This is a genomic window from Cohnella sp. SGD-V74, assembly GCF_003001675.1.
Taxonomy (GTDB): domain Bacteria; phylum Bacillota; class Bacilli; order Paenibacillales; family Paenibacillaceae; genus Cohnella.
On the sequence record NZ_PVYW01000013.1, the window covers coordinates 121,281 to 136,847 of the forward strand.

The 15,567-nt window shown below is 63.0% G+C and carries 13 protein-coding genes; 2 read left to right on the forward strand and 11 right to left on the reverse strand.

Annotated elements, in window-relative coordinates; all coding sequences use genetic code 11:
* The first annotated feature begins 399 nt into the window (after nt 1–399).
* Complete coding sequence (locus tag B0G52_RS19955) at nt 400–1,164, forward strand: threonine/serine exporter family protein (protein WP_094047144.1); 765 nt, start codon at nt 400–402, stop codon at nt 1,162–1,164.
* Nucleotides 1,165–1,183: 19 nt separating this feature from the next.
* Nucleotides 1,184–1,618, forward strand: coding sequence for a threonine/serine exporter family protein (locus B0G52_RS19960; protein ID WP_094047145.1), 435 nt, complete (start codon nt 1,184–1,186; stop codon nt 1,616–1,618).
* Between the two features lie 3 nt (nt 1,619–1,621).
* Here the strand turns inward: B0G52_RS19960 and B0G52_RS19965 are convergent, their stop codons facing one another.
* The 11 genes from B0G52_RS19965 to B0G52_RS20015 all read right to left on the reverse strand — a co-directional run bounded on the left by B0G52_RS19965 (nt 1,622) and on the right by B0G52_RS20015 (nt 15,552).
* Nucleotides 1,622–2,665 carry a FecCD family ABC transporter permease gene (locus B0G52_RS19965; protein ID WP_094047146.1) on the reverse strand — a complete coding sequence of 348 codons (1,044 nt, stop codon included), beginning with the start codon at nt 2,663–2,665 and terminating at the stop codon, nt 1,622–1,624.
* Entirely contained in the window at nt 2,662–3,687 is a 1,026-nt protein-coding gene (locus B0G52_RS19970) for a FecCD family ABC transporter permease (RefSeq protein ID WP_094047147.1), read from the reverse strand. Before B0G52_RS19970 ends, B0G52_RS19965 begins: the two co-directional genes overlap by 4 nt.
* Nucleotides 3,688–3,768: 81 nt before the next feature.
* Complete coding sequence (locus B0G52_RS19975) at nt 3,769–4,797, reverse strand: ABC transporter substrate-binding protein (RefSeq protein ID WP_369827097.1); 1,029 nt, start codon at nt 4,795–4,797, stop codon at nt 3,769–3,771.
* Nucleotides 4,798–4,901: 104 nt separating this feature from the next.
* Nucleotides 4,902–6,224: an LLM class flavin-dependent oxidoreductase gene (locus B0G52_RS19980; RefSeq protein ID WP_094047148.1), complete on the reverse strand. Its 1,323-nt coding sequence runs from the start codon at nt 6,222–6,224 to the stop codon at nt 4,902–4,904.
* 47 nt (nt 6,225–6,271) lie between these two features.
* Nucleotides 6,272–7,093, reverse strand: coding sequence for a helix-turn-helix transcriptional regulator (locus tag B0G52_RS19985; protein ID WP_094047149.1), 822 nt, complete (start codon nt 7,091–7,093; stop codon nt 6,272–6,274).
* A 28-nt stretch (nt 7,094–7,121) separates the two neighbouring features.
* On the reverse strand, nt 7,122–7,739 hold the full coding sequence (locus B0G52_RS19990) for an RraA family protein (RefSeq protein ID WP_094047150.1): 618 nt from the start codon (nt 7,737–7,739) through the stop codon (nt 7,122–7,124).
* 22 nt (nt 7,740–7,761) lie between these two features.
* On the reverse strand, nt 7,762–9,714 hold the full coding sequence (locus B0G52_RS19995; protein ID WP_094047151.1) for an IucA/IucC family protein: 1,953 nt from the start codon (nt 9,712–9,714) through the stop codon (nt 7,762–7,764).
* A complete protein-coding gene (locus B0G52_RS20000; RefSeq protein WP_094047152.1) occupies nt 9,711–11,537 on the reverse strand; it encodes an IucA/IucC family protein in 1,827 nt (608 codons plus the stop codon). The genes B0G52_RS19995 and B0G52_RS20000 overlap by 4 nt, the downstream gene beginning before the upstream one ends.
* On the reverse strand, nt 11,491–12,753 hold the full coding sequence (locus tag B0G52_RS20005; RefSeq protein WP_198960688.1) for an MFS transporter: 1,263 nt from the start codon (nt 12,751–12,753) through the stop codon (nt 11,491–11,493). Before B0G52_RS20005 ends, B0G52_RS20000 begins: the two co-directional genes overlap by 47 nt.
* Before the next feature lie 46 nt (nt 12,754–12,799).
* Nucleotides 12,800–13,645: an IucA/IucC family C-terminal-domain containing protein gene (locus tag B0G52_RS20010; RefSeq protein WP_094047248.1), complete on the reverse strand. Its 846-nt coding sequence runs from the start codon at nt 13,643–13,645 to the stop codon at nt 12,800–12,802.
* The gene (locus B0G52_RS20015; protein WP_094047153.1) at nt 13,642–15,552 is read right to left on the reverse strand and encodes an IucA/IucC family protein; all 1,911 of its coding nucleotides are present in this window, start codon (nt 15,550–15,552) and stop codon (nt 13,642–13,644) included. Before B0G52_RS20015 ends, B0G52_RS20010 begins: the two co-directional genes overlap by 4 nt.
* Nucleotides 15,553–15,567 lie beyond the last annotated feature (15 nt).

The window sequence follows — 15,567 nt, forward strand, 5'->3', positions numbered from 1 at the left end:
CTGTCTAGGACTGCCGTCATTGCCCCGAATGCGATAAAAAAGGCGCACGATTACGTAACGTAACCGTGCGCCGCGCCACATCTGTCCGGAAAATCCGCCATTCTCCGGTCTGTCAGTGCCCGTTCGCGTGAGGGTTACGTCCATGCAGTTGATTCATTCCGCCGTTAAGCGGATTAGGTGCATCATGGATAAAGCTGCGCATGTTCGTAACCCCCCTTTCCGTTCATCAAAAGTATATGAGTCACTTTACCATCCGCCCCTGAACGCTGTCAACGGGCAGACGAAAAATAATTTCAATTTTTTTACTTCCGGCTTCGCCTGAAAAAAATCGCTGGATTCGGCTCCTCCCGCCCGTTACGGCTATAATAGAGATAGATTAAGAACGGGAGAGAGCAGACCTTGACGAGCCATTCGGAATCTCATGATCGACTGACCGCGGAATTGTGCTTGCTGGCGGGGAAAATCATTCTACAGAGCGGGGGAGAAACCCATCGGGTCGAGGATACGATGATCCGGATCGCCGCGGCGGGCGGATTTCCCGATTCGCAGAGCTACGTGACGCCGACGGGGATCATCTTCGCCATGGGCGGATCGAATCCCGTCACGCGCTTCGTGCGCATCACGGACCGTTCTACCGACCTGAGCAAAGTCACCTTGGTGAACGACGTCTCCCGGCGGATCGGCGTCGGGGACCTGACCGCGTCCGAAGCGATCGCCCGGCTTAAAGAAATCGAGGCGGCGCGGGTCGTCTACCCGGATTGGCTGCAGGTCGTATCGGCCGCGATCGCCAGCGGCTGCTTCCTGATCATGTTCAAGGGCGGCTGGCACGACTTCTTCCCGGCCATGCTGGCGGGAGGCGCGGGATTCGCCCTGCTGCTGATCCTTCACCGTCTCGTGCCGATTCGGTTTTTCGCGGAATTTCTGTCCGCTACGGTCATTGGCGGGCTGTCCATACTGTTCGCCCGCACGGGCTTCGGCCATGAGCTGGATCTGATGATCATCGGCTCGGTCATGCCGCTCGTGCCGGGGCTGCTTATTACGAACGCCGTGCGGGATCTGATGGCCGGCCATCTCGTGTCGGGGCTGTCGAAGGGGGCCGAAGCGCTGCTGACGGCTTCGGCGATCGGGGCGGGCATTGCGGTCATGCTGTCCGCATGGAACTAAAGAGGAGGAGACGCGCAAGATGATCACTATACTTGAACAGCTCGCGACGAGCTTCGTCGCCTCCGCGGCGTTCGGATTGATTTTTAACGTGCCGAAGCGCTCCCTCATCCAATGCGGCATCGTCGGCATGCTTGGCTGGGCGCTGTACGTCGTCCTGACGCAGCAGGCGATCAATCCGACGATCGCCACCCTGCTCGCGGCGGGATGCGTGGCCGTGCTGAGCCAGATCATGGCCAAGCTGTACCGGATGCCGATTATCGTGTTCAACGTGTCGGGCATCATTCCGCTCGTGCCCGGAGGGCTGGCCTACAACGCGATGCGCAGCGCGGTGGAGAATGAGTTCGACGCCGCCTTGCAGCTGGGAACGCAGGCCTTCATGATCTCCGGCGCGATTGCGATGGGACTCGTGCTGTCCGAGGTGATCAATCAGGCGATCCGGCGGTCTCGCCTGTAGCCGCTAGCCGGAGTGCCGGCTGCGATACAGCAGGTAAATAAAGTACGGCGCGCCGACCGCCGCGGTGAACACGCCCGCCGGAACGTCCAGCGGCAGGAAGACGGTGCGGCCGATCGTATCGGCGAGAAGCACCATCAAGCCGCCGACCATCGCGGCAGCCGGCACGAGGCCGTCGAACGAAGGGCCGACCAGCTTGCGGGCGATATGGGGCGCGATCAGTCCGACGAAGCCGACCGCTCCGGCGACCGCGACCGCCGCCCCGGCCAGCGCCACGCTGACCATGAGCAGCAGGAACCGATGCGCCTGAACCGGAGATCCGAGCCCGGTCGCCACCTCGTCCCCCAGCTCCTGCACGTTGAGGTGCCGGTGCAGGTACAGCGCGAGCGGGATCAGCACGAGCACCCAGGGCAGCACGGAGTAGACGTCCCCCCAGGAGGAGCCGTAGACGCTCCCCGTCATCCACACGTACGCTTGGCCGGCCGCGTTAACCGGACTCAGCACGATCATCAGCATCGTCAGCGAGCCCGTCACCGCCGAGATGCCGACCCCGATCAGCACGAGCCTGATCGGGCTCACCCCTCTGTTCCAAGCCAGCAGATAGATCACGATCGAGATCAACGCCGCTCCGGCGAAAGCCGCGGCAGGAAGCCATTTGATGCTGACCGCACCCCCGAGGTATGTAATGAAAGCCACGGCGGCGAACGTCGCTCCCCCGGTAATGCCGATGATGTCGGGCGAAGCCATCGGATTGCGGATAATTCCCTGAAGAATGGCTCCCGCCACGCTCAGCGCGGCTCCGGCAAGCACGGCGACCAGCGCTCTGGGCAGCCTCAGCGTATGAAGGATGAGCGACTGCTCCGCCGTTCCGTAGCCGAACAGCGTCCGGACGACGTCCGGCAGAGCCGTATTGCGGCTGCCCAGGCCGATGCTGACGAAGAAAACCAGAATCGCGATTCCCGCTAACGCGGGAAGAACGTACAGCATTCTCCGGCGGGAGGAAGATGGCTGACCGCCCGGTCTTAGCGGCACAATGTTGGACCGGCTCATTTGGCTTCTCCTTTCGCGCGCAGCCCTTTGCGGGCGATGTAGATGAAGAACGGACCGCCGACCAGCCCCGTCATGACGCCGAGCGGAATTTCGCCGGGCTGGATCAGGAAGCGGGCGGCGATGTCCGCCAGCAGCAGCAGAATGCCGCCTAGAGCGGCGCTGTAAGGCAGCACCCAGCGATAGTCGACGCCGACCAGATAGCGGGCTATGTGCGGAATGACCAGACCGACGAAGCCGATGGCCCCGGCCACCGCGACGGAGCTGCCGGCCAGCAGGACGACGGCAAGCGCGATCGCCGCCTTCACGAGCGCCGTTCGCTGTCCCAGCCCCTTGGCCATCTCCTCCCCGGAGGCGATGAGATTGACCGAGTGCGCCATCGCCAGGGCGGCGACGCCGGCTCCAAGCATGTAGGGCATCACCGGGTAGAGAGCGCTAAGCTCCTTGCCGGCGATGGACCCGGCCAGCCAGAACAGCACGCTCTGCAGACCCGACTCGTTCAGCACCAGCATGCCCTGGGTAATCGAGGTGAACAACGCCGTCATGGCGGCCCCGGCCAGCAAGACCTTCATCGGCGTCATGCCCCCTCTGCCCAGCGAGCCGAGAAAATAAACCGTCAGCGAAGCGACCGCCGCGCCCATAAACGCGAACCATACCAGTTGGCTCATCGAGGAGACCGGTAGAAACTTAAGCGCCAGCACGACGCAGGCCACCGCGCCGGCGTTCACTCCGAAGATGCCCGGAGACGCCAGCGGATTGCGCGTCAGCGCCTGCATCAGAGCACCGGCGACGGCCAAGCTTCCCCCGATCAGCACCGCGTACACCGCCCGGGGCAACCTGGTCGTGCGGATGATGACATGCTCGTTGGAAGACGAATCGTATCTCAGGAACGATTCGACCGTCGCGGGAAGCGCGATTTTCGTCGAGCCGATGGCCACGCTCAGCGCGAAAGCGAGCAGCAGCAGCGCGGCGACTACGATCAAACCGAACGTCTTGTAAGAGCTTCGGGACAACAATGGAACCACGTGAAACCTCCTTCATGCCGCGAAAGACAGGAAAGGAGACTGCCGACAAGTGACCCGGTCGACAGCCTCGGCATTCCCGCCTTATTTCAGTTCGTAGATTTCATACAGATCTTCCAGCATCTCGACTGCCGCCAGCGGACCGGAGCCGTTGTTCCATACGGCCGTATCCACCTCGAACACGCGATTGTTTTTCACGGCCCGGAGATTTTGCCACAGCGGATGCTCGCTCCATTCCTTCCTGAGGTCGAGCCTTCCGTCGTCGCGCGACGTGCTCGTCTGGTCGAAGATCAGATCGGCGTCCATCTGCGGAATGTTTTCCTTGGACGTGAGCTGCACGCCCCAGTCCTCGCCCTGCTGGCTGGCCGGACGCGCGATGCCGAGCTCGTCGAGCACGAGCGCCGAGAAGCCGGTGAACACGATTCGAGCGTGGTCTACGCGGAAATCGACGATGCCCGCCTCCAGCTTCAGCTGGTCGCCCATCTTCTCCTTGAACTCGGCGACCTTGGCGCTCCAGTCCTCCAGGAACTTGGCTTCCTCGTCCTTCTTGTTCAACGCCGCAGCCGTCAGGCTGAGCGAATCTTTCCAAATATGCACTTCCTCCGTCATGACGGTAGGAGCGATCGCCGACAGCTGCTCGTAGATTTTCTCGTGACGCGTCTTGGAGGCGACGATGACGTCCGGCTTAAGCGCGATAAGCTGCTCCAGATCCGGCTGATTCTCCGAGCCGAGATTGGCCGCGCCCTCCATCTTGTCGCGGATATAGTTGTACCAAGGCTGCTCGATCCAGGCTTCGACCGCGCCTACTGGCTTGACGCCCAGCGCCAGGGCGGCGTCCGTCGCTCCCTGGAACAGCGTGGCGACCTTCTCGGGCGTGCCCTTCACCTCGGTCTTGCCCATCGCGTGCTCGATGACTCTGACTTCCTCTTCCACGACCACCGTCTCGGACGGGGACGGGGACGCCTCTTCCGATGGCGCCGCTTGCGACGCCTGCTGAGTCTGCGCCGGTGGGGACGATGCCCCTTCGTTCTCTTTCCCGCCGCACCCCGCTAACAACAATGCCATGACAACCGCCGCCAACAGCATCAGCGGCAGCTTTCCAAATCTGACCACTCCCGTTCCTCCTCTTGCTGCAAGTTTGTTGATATTGATTCTCATTATTAATTATAAAAGAAGTCCGAGCGGTGAACATGGAAATTTAAGTTCTTTTTTTTGGACTATTCCGGTATCGGGTACGGCAGCCCCAGGTGCTCTCTCAGCGTGCGCCCGGAATATTCTGTGCGATAGATGCCGCGGTTCTGCAGCTCCGGGACGACCTTGTCGACGAAATCGTCCAGGCCCCGGGGAAGCAAGGGCGGCATCAGGTTAAAGCCGTCGGCCGCTTCGCTCCGCAGCCAGCGCTCCATCTCGTCGGCGATCTGCACGGGAGTTCCCGCATACGTAAAATGGCCTCTGCCCCCCGCGGTGCGGAAGATCAGCTCGCGGATCGTCAGTCCCTCTCTGCGGGCGAGATCTGCATACAGCTGGAATCTGGCCTGCTGGCCTCTGATCTCCTCCACCTTGGGCAGCCGATCCAGAGGCAGCGGTCCGTCCAGCGGATAGCCGGACAGATCGGTCTGCAGCGTCGCCGACAACGTGTTCAGACCGTATTCCGTCACGGTCAGCTCGTCCAGCTCCCTCATCCGGTCGCGGGCCTCCGCCTCCGTATCGCCGATGAACGGCGTAAAACCCGGCAGCACCTTCAGTTGCTCTGCGGATCGGCCGTATTTGCCCATGCGTCCCTTCAAATCCTTGTAGAACGTCTGCGCTCCGCCCATCGCGCTCTGCACCGTGAAGACGACCTCCGCCAGCTCCGCGGCGAATTCCTTGCCGTCCTCCGAGGAACCCGCCTGCACGAGCACCGGATACGTCTGAGGGGAGCGCGGAATGTTGAGCGGGCCGCTCACCGAATAGAAACGGCCCGCGAAGTCGGCCGGACGGATTTTGCCGGTGTCGGCGTACATACCGGATTCGCGATCCACCACAAGCGCCCCTTCGCCCCAACTCCTCCACAGCCGCTTCGCGATCTCGACAAACTCCTTGCCCTGCTCGTAGCGCTCCCGGTGCTCGGGATGACGCTCCTTGCTGAAGTTGCGCGCCGTCACGTCGCCCGTCGACGTGACGATGTTCCACCCCGCGCGTCCGCCGCTGATATGATCGAGCGCCGCGAACTTCCTCGCGATATGGTACGGCTCGTTGTACGTCGTCGACGCGGTAGCCGTCAGGCCGATCCGCTCGGTGACGGCCGCGATGGCCGACAGCAGCGTGAACGCCTCGAGCTGAGGAATGACGCGGTATTTGACCATGCTGTTCAACCTGTACTTCTCCGCCAGAAATACCGAATCCATCTTGCCCCGCTCCGCCGTCTTGGCCAATTGCTGATAGTATTCGAGACTCGTCGCCCTTTCGGGGAAAGCCTCGGGATGGCGCCAGGACGCTTCATGATGACCCGTGCTCAAAATAAACAGATTCAGATGCAGTTGACGGCCGGATTGGCCCATATCGACACCTCGTTTCCGCCGACTCGCGGCGATCGGCCTGACGGCGATCAGCCGCGGGACGGCTTGCGAATTTGTTTGGCGTAGGCTTTCGGCGAGCAGCCGATCTCCGCCTTGAACTTCCGGCTGAAATAAAATTCGTCGCTGAAGCCGACGCTCTGGGCGATCGTGCGCAGAGACTCGCCGGATTGCGCCAGCAGACGCTTCGCCTGTCGGATGCGAATGTCGGTCAAATATTCGATCGGGCTTTTGTTCAGCCGCTTCTTGAACGCCTTGGAATAGTAGTCGGCGCTTACACCCGCCATATCCGCCAGCTTCTCCCGCGTAATGTAGAGAGGATAATGCCTCTCCATATACTCCAGCGTCCTCTGGATCGCCTGGCCGAGATCGGCCATCCTCTCCCGTCCCGCGTCACGGAACAAGTCCGCCACGAGCTCCTGGAACAGAATGTTCGCCTTCATATCGTCCCAGGCGTTGCCGCTTCGACGCTTGCGCTCCATGTCTTCGATCCGGTCGAACGCGACGTAAGCCGTCTCGCACTCCACCGGACAATCGAGCTGCGCGGGAACGTAATGCCCGTCCTGGGCGGGCTGCAGCGCGCGGAACCGAACGTCGTAATATTCCAGCCGCTCCTGCGGACGAATGGACAGACGGACGGCGGAGCCGGGCGGAAGCAGAATCGCTTTGCCGCGCCTCAGGGGGCGGCTCTGCCCGCCGATCGAGATTTCTCCTTGCGCTTCCTTGAACAGCAGCAGTCCATGCATGGACGCATCGTGGCGCAGCCGGTCTCCGTCCGCCGCGACTCGCTGCACGTCCTCCAGTTTGTACATGTATGCGGCAAGCCGCGACGAGAATTCGGATCGGTCCATCATGGGCGCTTCCCCCTTTCGGCTCTATCGACTACACTTGCAGATGGCCGTAGCCCAGCTCCTGCCTCTTCTTCGCTTCCTTGCGCTGCTTCTCCAGCGCCGCCAGGCCGAACCATTCGGCCTGACGCGGATCGACGGCGAAGACGCCGTCGTCGTCCCCGACGATCAGGTCGCCGGGATTCACGCTGGCTCCGCAGACGCTGATCGGGACGTTCACCTCTCCCTCCAGCTCCAGCGAACGCGTCGTCAAGGCGCTGACACCGGTCGAATAGACGGGAAAGCCCAGCGCGGACAACGCCCGTATGTCCGAGACGCAGCCGGATACGATCGCTCCCGCCAGCTTCTTGCGAAGCGCCGCATACGTTCGGAACTCTCCCCAGCACGCCCGCTGGTCGTCTCCCGACATGTCCACGACGAGCACGTCTCCCGGCTCGGCCAGCTCCAGCGCATGGCGGATCGCGGTGGCGTCGATATGCGGGATGCGCACGGTCACGGCGTTGCCGAGTATCCGGATCGGACGAAACAGCGGACGCAGCCCCTTCAGAAATCCGAAGTCGGTCAGATGGCCGATCGTCGACGGACTGACCTCCCGATACAGCTCCAGCAGCTCGGGCGTGACGCCCTGCACCCTCGGTTCAATTCTCATCATGACGGTCTCCCCCTTCGGACAGTTAAAGTTTTAGCGACGCGGCATGGACCCGCAGCGGATTCGGAGCCTGCCCCATTCCGAAAGGCATGCTTCCGGCCACCCGCGACCGGGGCTTGAGCAGCGGACGGATCAGTTGCTTCCACGGCCAAGCCTCCGCCTCGAACAGATGACGGCTGGCGGTCCGTCGCGCTTCTTCCGTCAGCCCGGCCGAATCGACCGCCTGCTCCAACGTCTCGCGAAGCTCCAGCCATAGCCGCTTTTCCGGGATGCCGTAATAACGGGACAGACTGTCGAGAACGGCGTAGCCGTTCACCTGAATGCCCAGCGTCTGGAAAAAGGAAAGCAGCTTGCCGGGATCGTCGTGGTACAGGGAGTTCGGATAGTTCGGCCGCAGCTGGTACTCCGGGTCGGCAAGTCCGTTTGCCGACAGCCAGGGCACGTGCACGCGCAGCGCGTCGTGATCGCGGAGCAGCAGCCCTTTCACCCGCCCGCGCTCCACGACCAGCACGGAGTTCTGTCCGTGTACCTCGGGCATCATGCCCAGACGGAACAGACGCAGGGCGACGGCGCAGAAAGCAAGCATCGCTTCCCCGAACAGCCGGACGACGGCCGCTTCGTTCTCGGCTTCCCCGCGCCAGCGCAGCCATTCGTCGAAGACGTGACCGCCTTCCGAGGAGCCGAATACCGCCAGGGCGGACATCGGAACGAGCCTCACGCCTTCATCGGCCGCCAGTTCAGGCGGATACTGCCTGAGCATCGCCGACAGATGCCGCGGCGCCTCGGCGAACAAGTCCCGACTCTCCGGCAAGTAAGCCCACCAAGCCGTCTCGTCGCACAGGAACAGGCGCCTCCCCAGCTCGGCATCCCTCTCCAGCGCCGACCTCATCAGCCTCTCCGCGCGCCCTCCGTTCATCAGCTTGATCGCCGACAGATAGCGCAGCCCTCCGAGCGAATGAAGGCCGAGCGGCAGCTTGACGTGAAGCCCTTCCCCGCTCTCGGGCATAAGCGACCGCAGCGAAGACGTGGCGTGATAGACGCCCGCCTCGGCGGCCAGCGGCACGCATACGCCGGCGGCCATCTCCTCCCGCAGATGCTCCGCCAAACCTGTCATCTGCCACGGGTGCACGGGAAGCGGAACATAGTCGTCCGCGGCCAGCCCCCGCTTCTCCATCTCTTCCCGTACGCGCGCCTCTTCCTCTTCCGCCAGCAGCAGCCGCGCGGGTTCGGCGTCGCGAGCGCCCTCGCCCGCCGCGATATGCTTGCGGCTCACCGCCATCCATCGCAGCGAGATCCGTCTCCCGAACTCCGGCGAATACCGGCGATAATCGGCTTCGGCGAGGCCCATCTTGACCTTCGCGACGGGATGGAACGGCCGATCGCGGAAAGCCGCTTTGCGCTCCAGCGCCAGCAGCGACGACGGCGCGTCCTGTCCCGGCATTTCGTCTCCGGTCAGCTCGTTTTCCAGCGTCCACGCCGTCTGCTGCAACGTCTGCGCGATCATATCCAGCAGCCGCTTCGCCGAATCCGGGTCGACCTCCTGATTTCCCTCGTGCAGCTCCAGCGTCCGGGTCATCAGCTCCAGCGGCCCGATTTTTCTCAGCGCTTCCTCGCCCTCATTGCCTGTCGCCAGCTCGTATACTCCCGCATTCGCGGCGAGCCGGTAAGGCTGAACGACCGCCGGGAACACCGGGAATACCAGCTCGGTCGCCCGCCCATCCCCGTTATTCACCCGCCATCTGTACACATGGGCCTCCGCATGCGGCCCGAACAGCCGATCCGCGGCCGCCAGCGCTCCGTCGATCCGAATCAACTCCCGCCATTCGGCCGGGGAGACGAGGATAACCCGATCGTGCCCGTCGAGCATCCCCTCTGCAAGCAGCGCGTTCGCCAGATCCTCCATCACCCGGCTCTCCGCCTGCGCCTCTGCCCGCTCTTGCCGGGCTTGGGCCGAACGATCCGTCCCTTTTTCGCTCATCCTCGTCCGCCCCCTTCCTTGCGGTACAGGCGGAGCGGATTCGGAACCGCTTTGGGATCGACCTCCGCATCCTTCCACAGACGTCTTCTCGCCAACTGCTCGATCCGGATCGTCTCCGAGAACAAGTCGTACCGGGCATAGTTGGCAGCATGCTCCGGATACCGCTCCTGATAGTCGTAGATCACGCCGGCCGCCAGCTCCCAGAACGTCTCCTCCTTCAGCCCGTGCCGCTCGTTCAGGAACAGGCACAGATCGGCGGCGAACACGAAGAAGAAGGCGCTGTGCAGAAAATCTTTAACCGACTCCAGATCGTCGGTCTGCATGTACGAATGCCGGTTCAGCGCGCGATGGCGGGCCGGCTCGGGATTCAGCTCCGGGCACAGCTCTGGACGAGTCAGATGCGGCTTGGAGAAACGCAACCCGTCGTGGAAGTCCTTCAAAGCCAGCCGTACGGGAAGCCCGTCGCGGTGGATCAGGATCAGGTTCTGGGCATGGGACTCCATCGCGATTCCGTGAGCGTACAGCATGTGGATCAGCGGAGTCGCCGTCACCTCCAGCACGCGGCGCGTCCAGGCCTCCAGGCCGTACCGGCGCAGCCACGGCTCGATGAAGCTGCCGTCGCCCGCGGTCAGGCACAGCGCGCTCAGCGGAACCGCCCGCTCTCCGGGCCGCAGGTGCGGGTGAACGCTCTGCCTCCAGATCGCGCCCAGGCTTCCGTATGCGGATGCCTGCATCGTCAGGGGCAGCTTTTCGTAATCGTAGGAAATGCCGGCGAACTCCGACAGCAGCGCGAAGTCGAGCTCGCGGGCGACCTCGTCGCTGCTCGCCAGCGCCGTCAGCCAATCCGATACGAGCGGGGCGTTCAGCACCGTGTGCTTCGCCAGCGTCCTTCGGGTCGACGTGTTCACGATGCCTAGCGCCAGCTTCAGGTACGCCTTGTCCTTGCTCGAACGGTTCGCCAGGCTGCGCACCGACTGCTGCGCGCGGTAGCTGTCCGGACCGCTTCCGAGCAGGACAAGCTCCCGGTCGGCCAACTGCCGGTGGAAGCCGGGCAGCACGACATGCTCCCACTGCCACGGATGAACGGGCAGCAGGAGGTAATCCCCAAGGCTCAGTCCTTGGCTCTCCAGCTTTACGGCGAAGCTGCGAACCGTCTCCTCCCCCAGCTCCCGCCGGAGGAACGAGTCGTAATCCGCCTCCGCCGACAGAGCCAGCAGGCTCCGGGCGCGGGAAATCGCCACCCATACGGGGCGAAGCTCCGCGCTGAATTCCGGTCCGAACGAGGCGTTCTCCCGCAGGCCGAACCCGATCCGCGACTTGTAGCACGGATGGTAGGGATGCCCGTCGAGCCAGGCTTCGAGCTCGTCGTAATCGGCGTCTTCTCCCGGAGCGTTAAGCCCGGCTCGATAGGCTTGCGCCTGGGCGTCGTTCGCCAGCGTACGTTCCAGCTCCGCCATGAACGGGACGAGCTGCTCGGTGTTCCGGACCCGGCCCAGCACCTCTTCGGCGAATCCGGCCAATGCGGCCGGGGTTTCGCCCTCGCCGCCTCTGCGGACGACCGAGCCTCGCTCCACCCGAAGACGGCCGAAGCTGAGCATGCGCCTGCCGCGGCATGCGTATTCGACGGGCAGGCCGCGCGAATCGATTCCGGGAATCGCATACGTTCCGCTCTGTTCGCCCTCGGACCGCGGCTCGAAAGAATATTGCGCAATCCCTTCGTATAAAGCCGCCTCGATCAGTTGGCAGAGCACCCTCTGCTCGACCTCGGCGTAATGTTCAGCGTGGAAGACCGGAATCCGTTCGGTCTCTTCCGTTTTGTCCAACGTGTGCACCTGCACTCAGCTCCATTCGGTTCGTTTCTTGTTTCAGAACGGTATATTTCATCCAGACGTTATTCATCAGCAACAGAAGAGCGGAGCCGACGAAAATCATCGGCAATCCGAACTGCGACGAGACGGCGCCCATCCCGACCGATCCGACCATTCCCCCGAGGAACAGCGCGCAGTTCAAGTAGCCGTATGCGCTGCTCTCCATCCCCGGCGGGGCATAATGGCGCATGAGAGCGTTGACCGACGGCATCATGCCGCCCAGACAAGCTCCGGTCAGCGCGCGCAGCGCGATCAGCTGCCACAGCTCCTGCACGAACGCTTGCGGAATCAGGAACAGAACCGCCCCGCTCGCCGCTCCGACCAGAACGTAACGCGAACCGAATCGGTCTCCCAGCTTGCCGAGCTGCGGCGCCGTGATCATGTTGCCCACGCCCATCGCCGCCGTGGTGATGCCGGCCAGCAGCACGAGATTGTTCGCCCCCGGCGCCAGCTGCTGCACGTACAGCGGAATGAAGGGCAGCGTGCCCACCATCGCCATGCGGATTGCCGCCGCCGAGACGAGCAGCGAAGAGACCGACTTGCGGCCGACGATCGTCCGGAAGTCCTGGAAGAACGGCGTCCTCGTCTTGACTTCTTTTTTCTCGAAGCTCTCTTTAACCCAGAAGATCACGATCAACGATGCGATAAAAATACTGATGCCCAGATACAGAAAAACGGCGCTGAAGCCGAAGCGATCGGCCATGATTCCGCCCAGCAGCGGCCCGATCATCGTGCCCGCGACCGCCCCCGAGTGCAGGACGCCCAGCGCGTACCCGCTATGTTCCTTGGGCGTAGTGGTCGCGACCAGCGCGATGGCGGAAGGGCTGAAGCCCGACACCACCCCGTTGACTAGCCTGAGCAGCAGCAGATGAACGGGGGCCGCCGCGAAGCTCATGAGCGTAATCGTGATCGCCATCCCGATCCCTGAGCGAATCAGCATCGGCCTGCGGCCGTAACGGTCGGCCAGCCTGCCCCAGATCGGGGCGAACAGGAATGCCGTCAGCAGGTTCGAGCCATAGATGATTCCCGTCCATAGGCGCACTTGTCCCGGGTCGGTCAGCCCCATCTCCTGCAAATAAAGCGGCAGGAACGGAGCGACGCAGCTCGTGGAAGCCATGGCCAGAAACTGGCCCGCGTACAGAATGAACAGGTTGCGTTTCCACTTTTCCACCGGGACGGCACGTTCCTTTCCGATAGATTGCTATGCAGGCCGGAGGCTACCGGGGAATTTTCGGACAAGCGTCGCAATATTCCGCATCCGGAGCCGCCTGGTAGTAGAAGCAGCATGTTCTCCGAATGCGTATGGCCGGCGCTCCCGAAGACGGCGCGGTCCCGGGCGCTCCCTGGGAAGCCGCGGTCGCGGACTTTCCCGAAGAAGACGCCGCGGACGTGGAACCTCTCGGAGATGCCTCTACCGCGGACGACCGCCGTCCCCCGTAAAACCGCCCCAGCGGATTCGTCCGCTCCCCGAACGCTTTCCCCGGCGCGCCGCGAATCAAATAATCGTAATCGGCACAGGCGCAGGCCTCGCCGGAAATTCTTTTTTCGTACAGCGAATACACCCGGACCGCCGCGTTCTCCCACAAAATAGGCAGGGGAATGTTTGCGGCCTTTGATACGGTTCTCCATATTCTCGCGATATGTTCGGCGAACAGCCTCGCTATTAATTCCTCACGCCATCGCTCACGCATCCCCGCCCTCGGAGTCGTGACCGAGACGTCCGACGCCAGCAGCCTGACTTGCCCGATCCGGGCCGGCGACGCGTCCAGTGAACAGCTTTCGATCGCCAGATCCACCCCCTTGCCGTACGCCGTCATGGCATACAGCGCTGGAACCGCCGCGACGAAAGCGTACCTCTTCGCAAACTGCGAGGCCGCGATCAGGCGGGAAGGCGACGGCAGCGTCTCCGCCAGCCGGTCCAGATAAGCCGCGCATCGAGCCTCGTCCAGCAGATCGAGACATGGAATGCGTTCGGACGAATCCGGCGGACTGCCGGTGAGCATGCCGAAACTTTGCGAGAGAACTTCCGCTTCCGCGGGGGTGAATGCCGACTTTTCAATCATGTATGCGCGTCTCCCTTGATGGGGTTTGGAATAGGTACGAATAGCGGCGTTTCTCCACGGCCCGCCATGCAGCTCTTAAGATTGGCTTTGGCCGGAAGAGTGTCGCCGCCGAGCAAATCGTCGATCAGCTCGCTCAGCCTGCCCGACGATTGCTGCCGCTCTCTGCCGAGCAAGCGGTTAACGATGCCCCAATAGCGCCGCTCATCCTCTCGGGCATAGGCGGCAATCGCATGAATAAGCGAGCCGAGATGATTGACAATAAAATAGTATTTCGTGCGATGCCAGACCACGGCTTCCTCGTACAGCACCGGACTGCTCTCGTCCACCAGGCTCCCGATCCAGCCCGCTTCGGCCGCCTTCCGGCGGTCGACGCTGACCCCTTCGAGATCGCGAACGTAGAAGCGGTCGGGCCAGCCGTTCTTCAAGGTCAGCAGCGAGTTTTGCAGATGAGCCTCGAAGCCGACGCCCTGCTCCGCCGCAAGACGAAGCAGCGGCAGCAGAGACAGGCTCAGATAGCGTTCCAGCCACTCGGACCAATCGGGAAGCGTTCCTCCCGAACCGTCCAAGATGGCTCCGACCAGCTTCGGCACGGTCTCTCCGGGATAGGGCTCCAACAAGGAGGCCAGCACGAACGTCGTCTCTCTCGGCAGACGCAGCGGTCTGTGAATCACCGTGAAGCATGAGGGCCACTGCGCAGCCTCCCCCGTTCCAAAAGAGACCTGGCTGCAACCGATCTCGGCCAGTATGGCGAACCCTTCTCCGGCTGATTCGCCGTCAAGCCGCCGCACGATCTTGGCCGCGTCGAGCGTTCGCCTCGCCTGCTCTGGCGTATTGTCCCGCACGAGATTGGTGATCCTCACGTGCAGCGGCAGCTTGTAGCCGTCTCCCGTACCCGGGCTCCATACCGTCCTTACCGACGAGGTCGGATAGACGAGCGGGCCCGCCGGGCCCAAGTCGACGATCTCGGAGCGGCCGATCAGCCCCTGAAGTTCCGGCTGCCGCAGGAGAAAGGCAAGCTGCCACGGATGCATCGGAAGCAGCGCATATTCGTCCGCCTTGCCCCCCAGTCTCTCCCTGGCCCGCTCATCCGCATCGGCCGGAGGAGCTTGCCTCTCCTCCCCCGCCCACTCCTCGCTGACATAGCGCCGGTGGACGGCCGCATAACCGAGCTGGAACGATGCCCCCAGCTCGGGGCTGTACCGCTCAAGCTCGTCCTCGGCGAAGCCCTCCGAGCTTTTCGGATAAGGATGAAACGGATGTCCATACAGAAGCGATTGCTCCGACCGGATAAAGTCGAGCGGCGCATCCGCCGCGCCCTCCCGCTGTCTTGCCCGATCGATGTAGCGGCCCATGTTCCGCAAGCTGCTCTCGGCGCGTTCCCTGACCGCGGCAAGATTGGCCGCCCGCCGCTCCAGCGGGACGGTCCGGCTTGCGTCCTCAAGCAGCAGCGCGATCAGCCTCTCGCAGCCTAGCTCGCGGCGCGAGCCGTCCTGCCGTATCTCCTCGAATACGGCTCCATAATCGTGCTGCCCAATTCGGGAGACGTATACGAGCGTCCCTTCGACCGTCGTTGCCCCGCCGTCCAAGTCCAGAGAAACCGCGAACGTATCTCCCGGCTCCGACAGCCCCATTTTTTCCGAATCTTTCGTCCTGGGGTCGGCGATTCCGTTCTCTCGGAAATAGCAATTCAGCAGCGCCCTCACGGTCGCGCGCTGCGCCAGATCGCTCGCGCTTACAGAGGCTCTCTGTTCCGCCAGCAGCACCTTCCCCGACAGCTTTCTCTGTCTCGTATGCGGCTCTTTTCCGGACAGCTTCCTTTGTTCCGTCTGCGGCCCCTTCTCCGGCAGCTTCCTTTGTTCCGCCTGCGGCCCCTTTCCCGACAGCTTCCTTTGTTCCGTCTGCAGCATAGTCCCCGCCTCCTC

Bases quoted from the DNA above. Each gene is read 5' to 3' on its own strand.
- B0G52_RS19960 (WP_094047145.1), top strand. From the start codon at position 1,184: ATGATCACTATACTTGAACAGCTCGCGACGAGCTTCGTCGCCTCCGCG.
- B0G52_RS19965 (WP_094047146.1), bottom strand. From the start codon at position 2,665: ATGAGCCGGTCCAACATTGTGCCGCTAAGACCGGGCGGTCAGCCATCT.
- B0G52_RS19980 (WP_094047148.1), bottom strand. From the start codon at position 6,224: ATGGGCCAATCCGGCCGTCAACTGCATCTGAATCTGTTTATTTTGAGC.
- B0G52_RS19985 (WP_094047149.1), bottom strand. From the start codon at position 7,093: ATGATGGACCGATCCGAATTCTCGTCGCGGCTTGCCGCATACATGTAC.
- B0G52_RS19990 (WP_094047150.1), bottom strand. From the start codon at position 7,739: ATGATGAGAATTGAACCGAGGGTGCAGGGCGTCACGCCCGAGCTGCTG.
- B0G52_RS19995 (WP_094047151.1), bottom strand. From the start codon at position 9,714: ATGAGCGAAAAAGGGACGGATCGTTCGGCCCAAGCCCGGCAAGAGCGG.
- B0G52_RS20010 (WP_094047248.1), bottom strand. From the start codon at position 13,645: ATGATTGAAAAGTCGGCATTCACCCCCGCGGAAGCGGAAGTTCTCTCG.
- B0G52_RS20015 (WP_094047153.1), bottom strand. From the start codon at position 15,552: ATGCTGCAGACGGAACAAAGGAAGCTGTCGGGAAAGGGGCCGCAGGCG.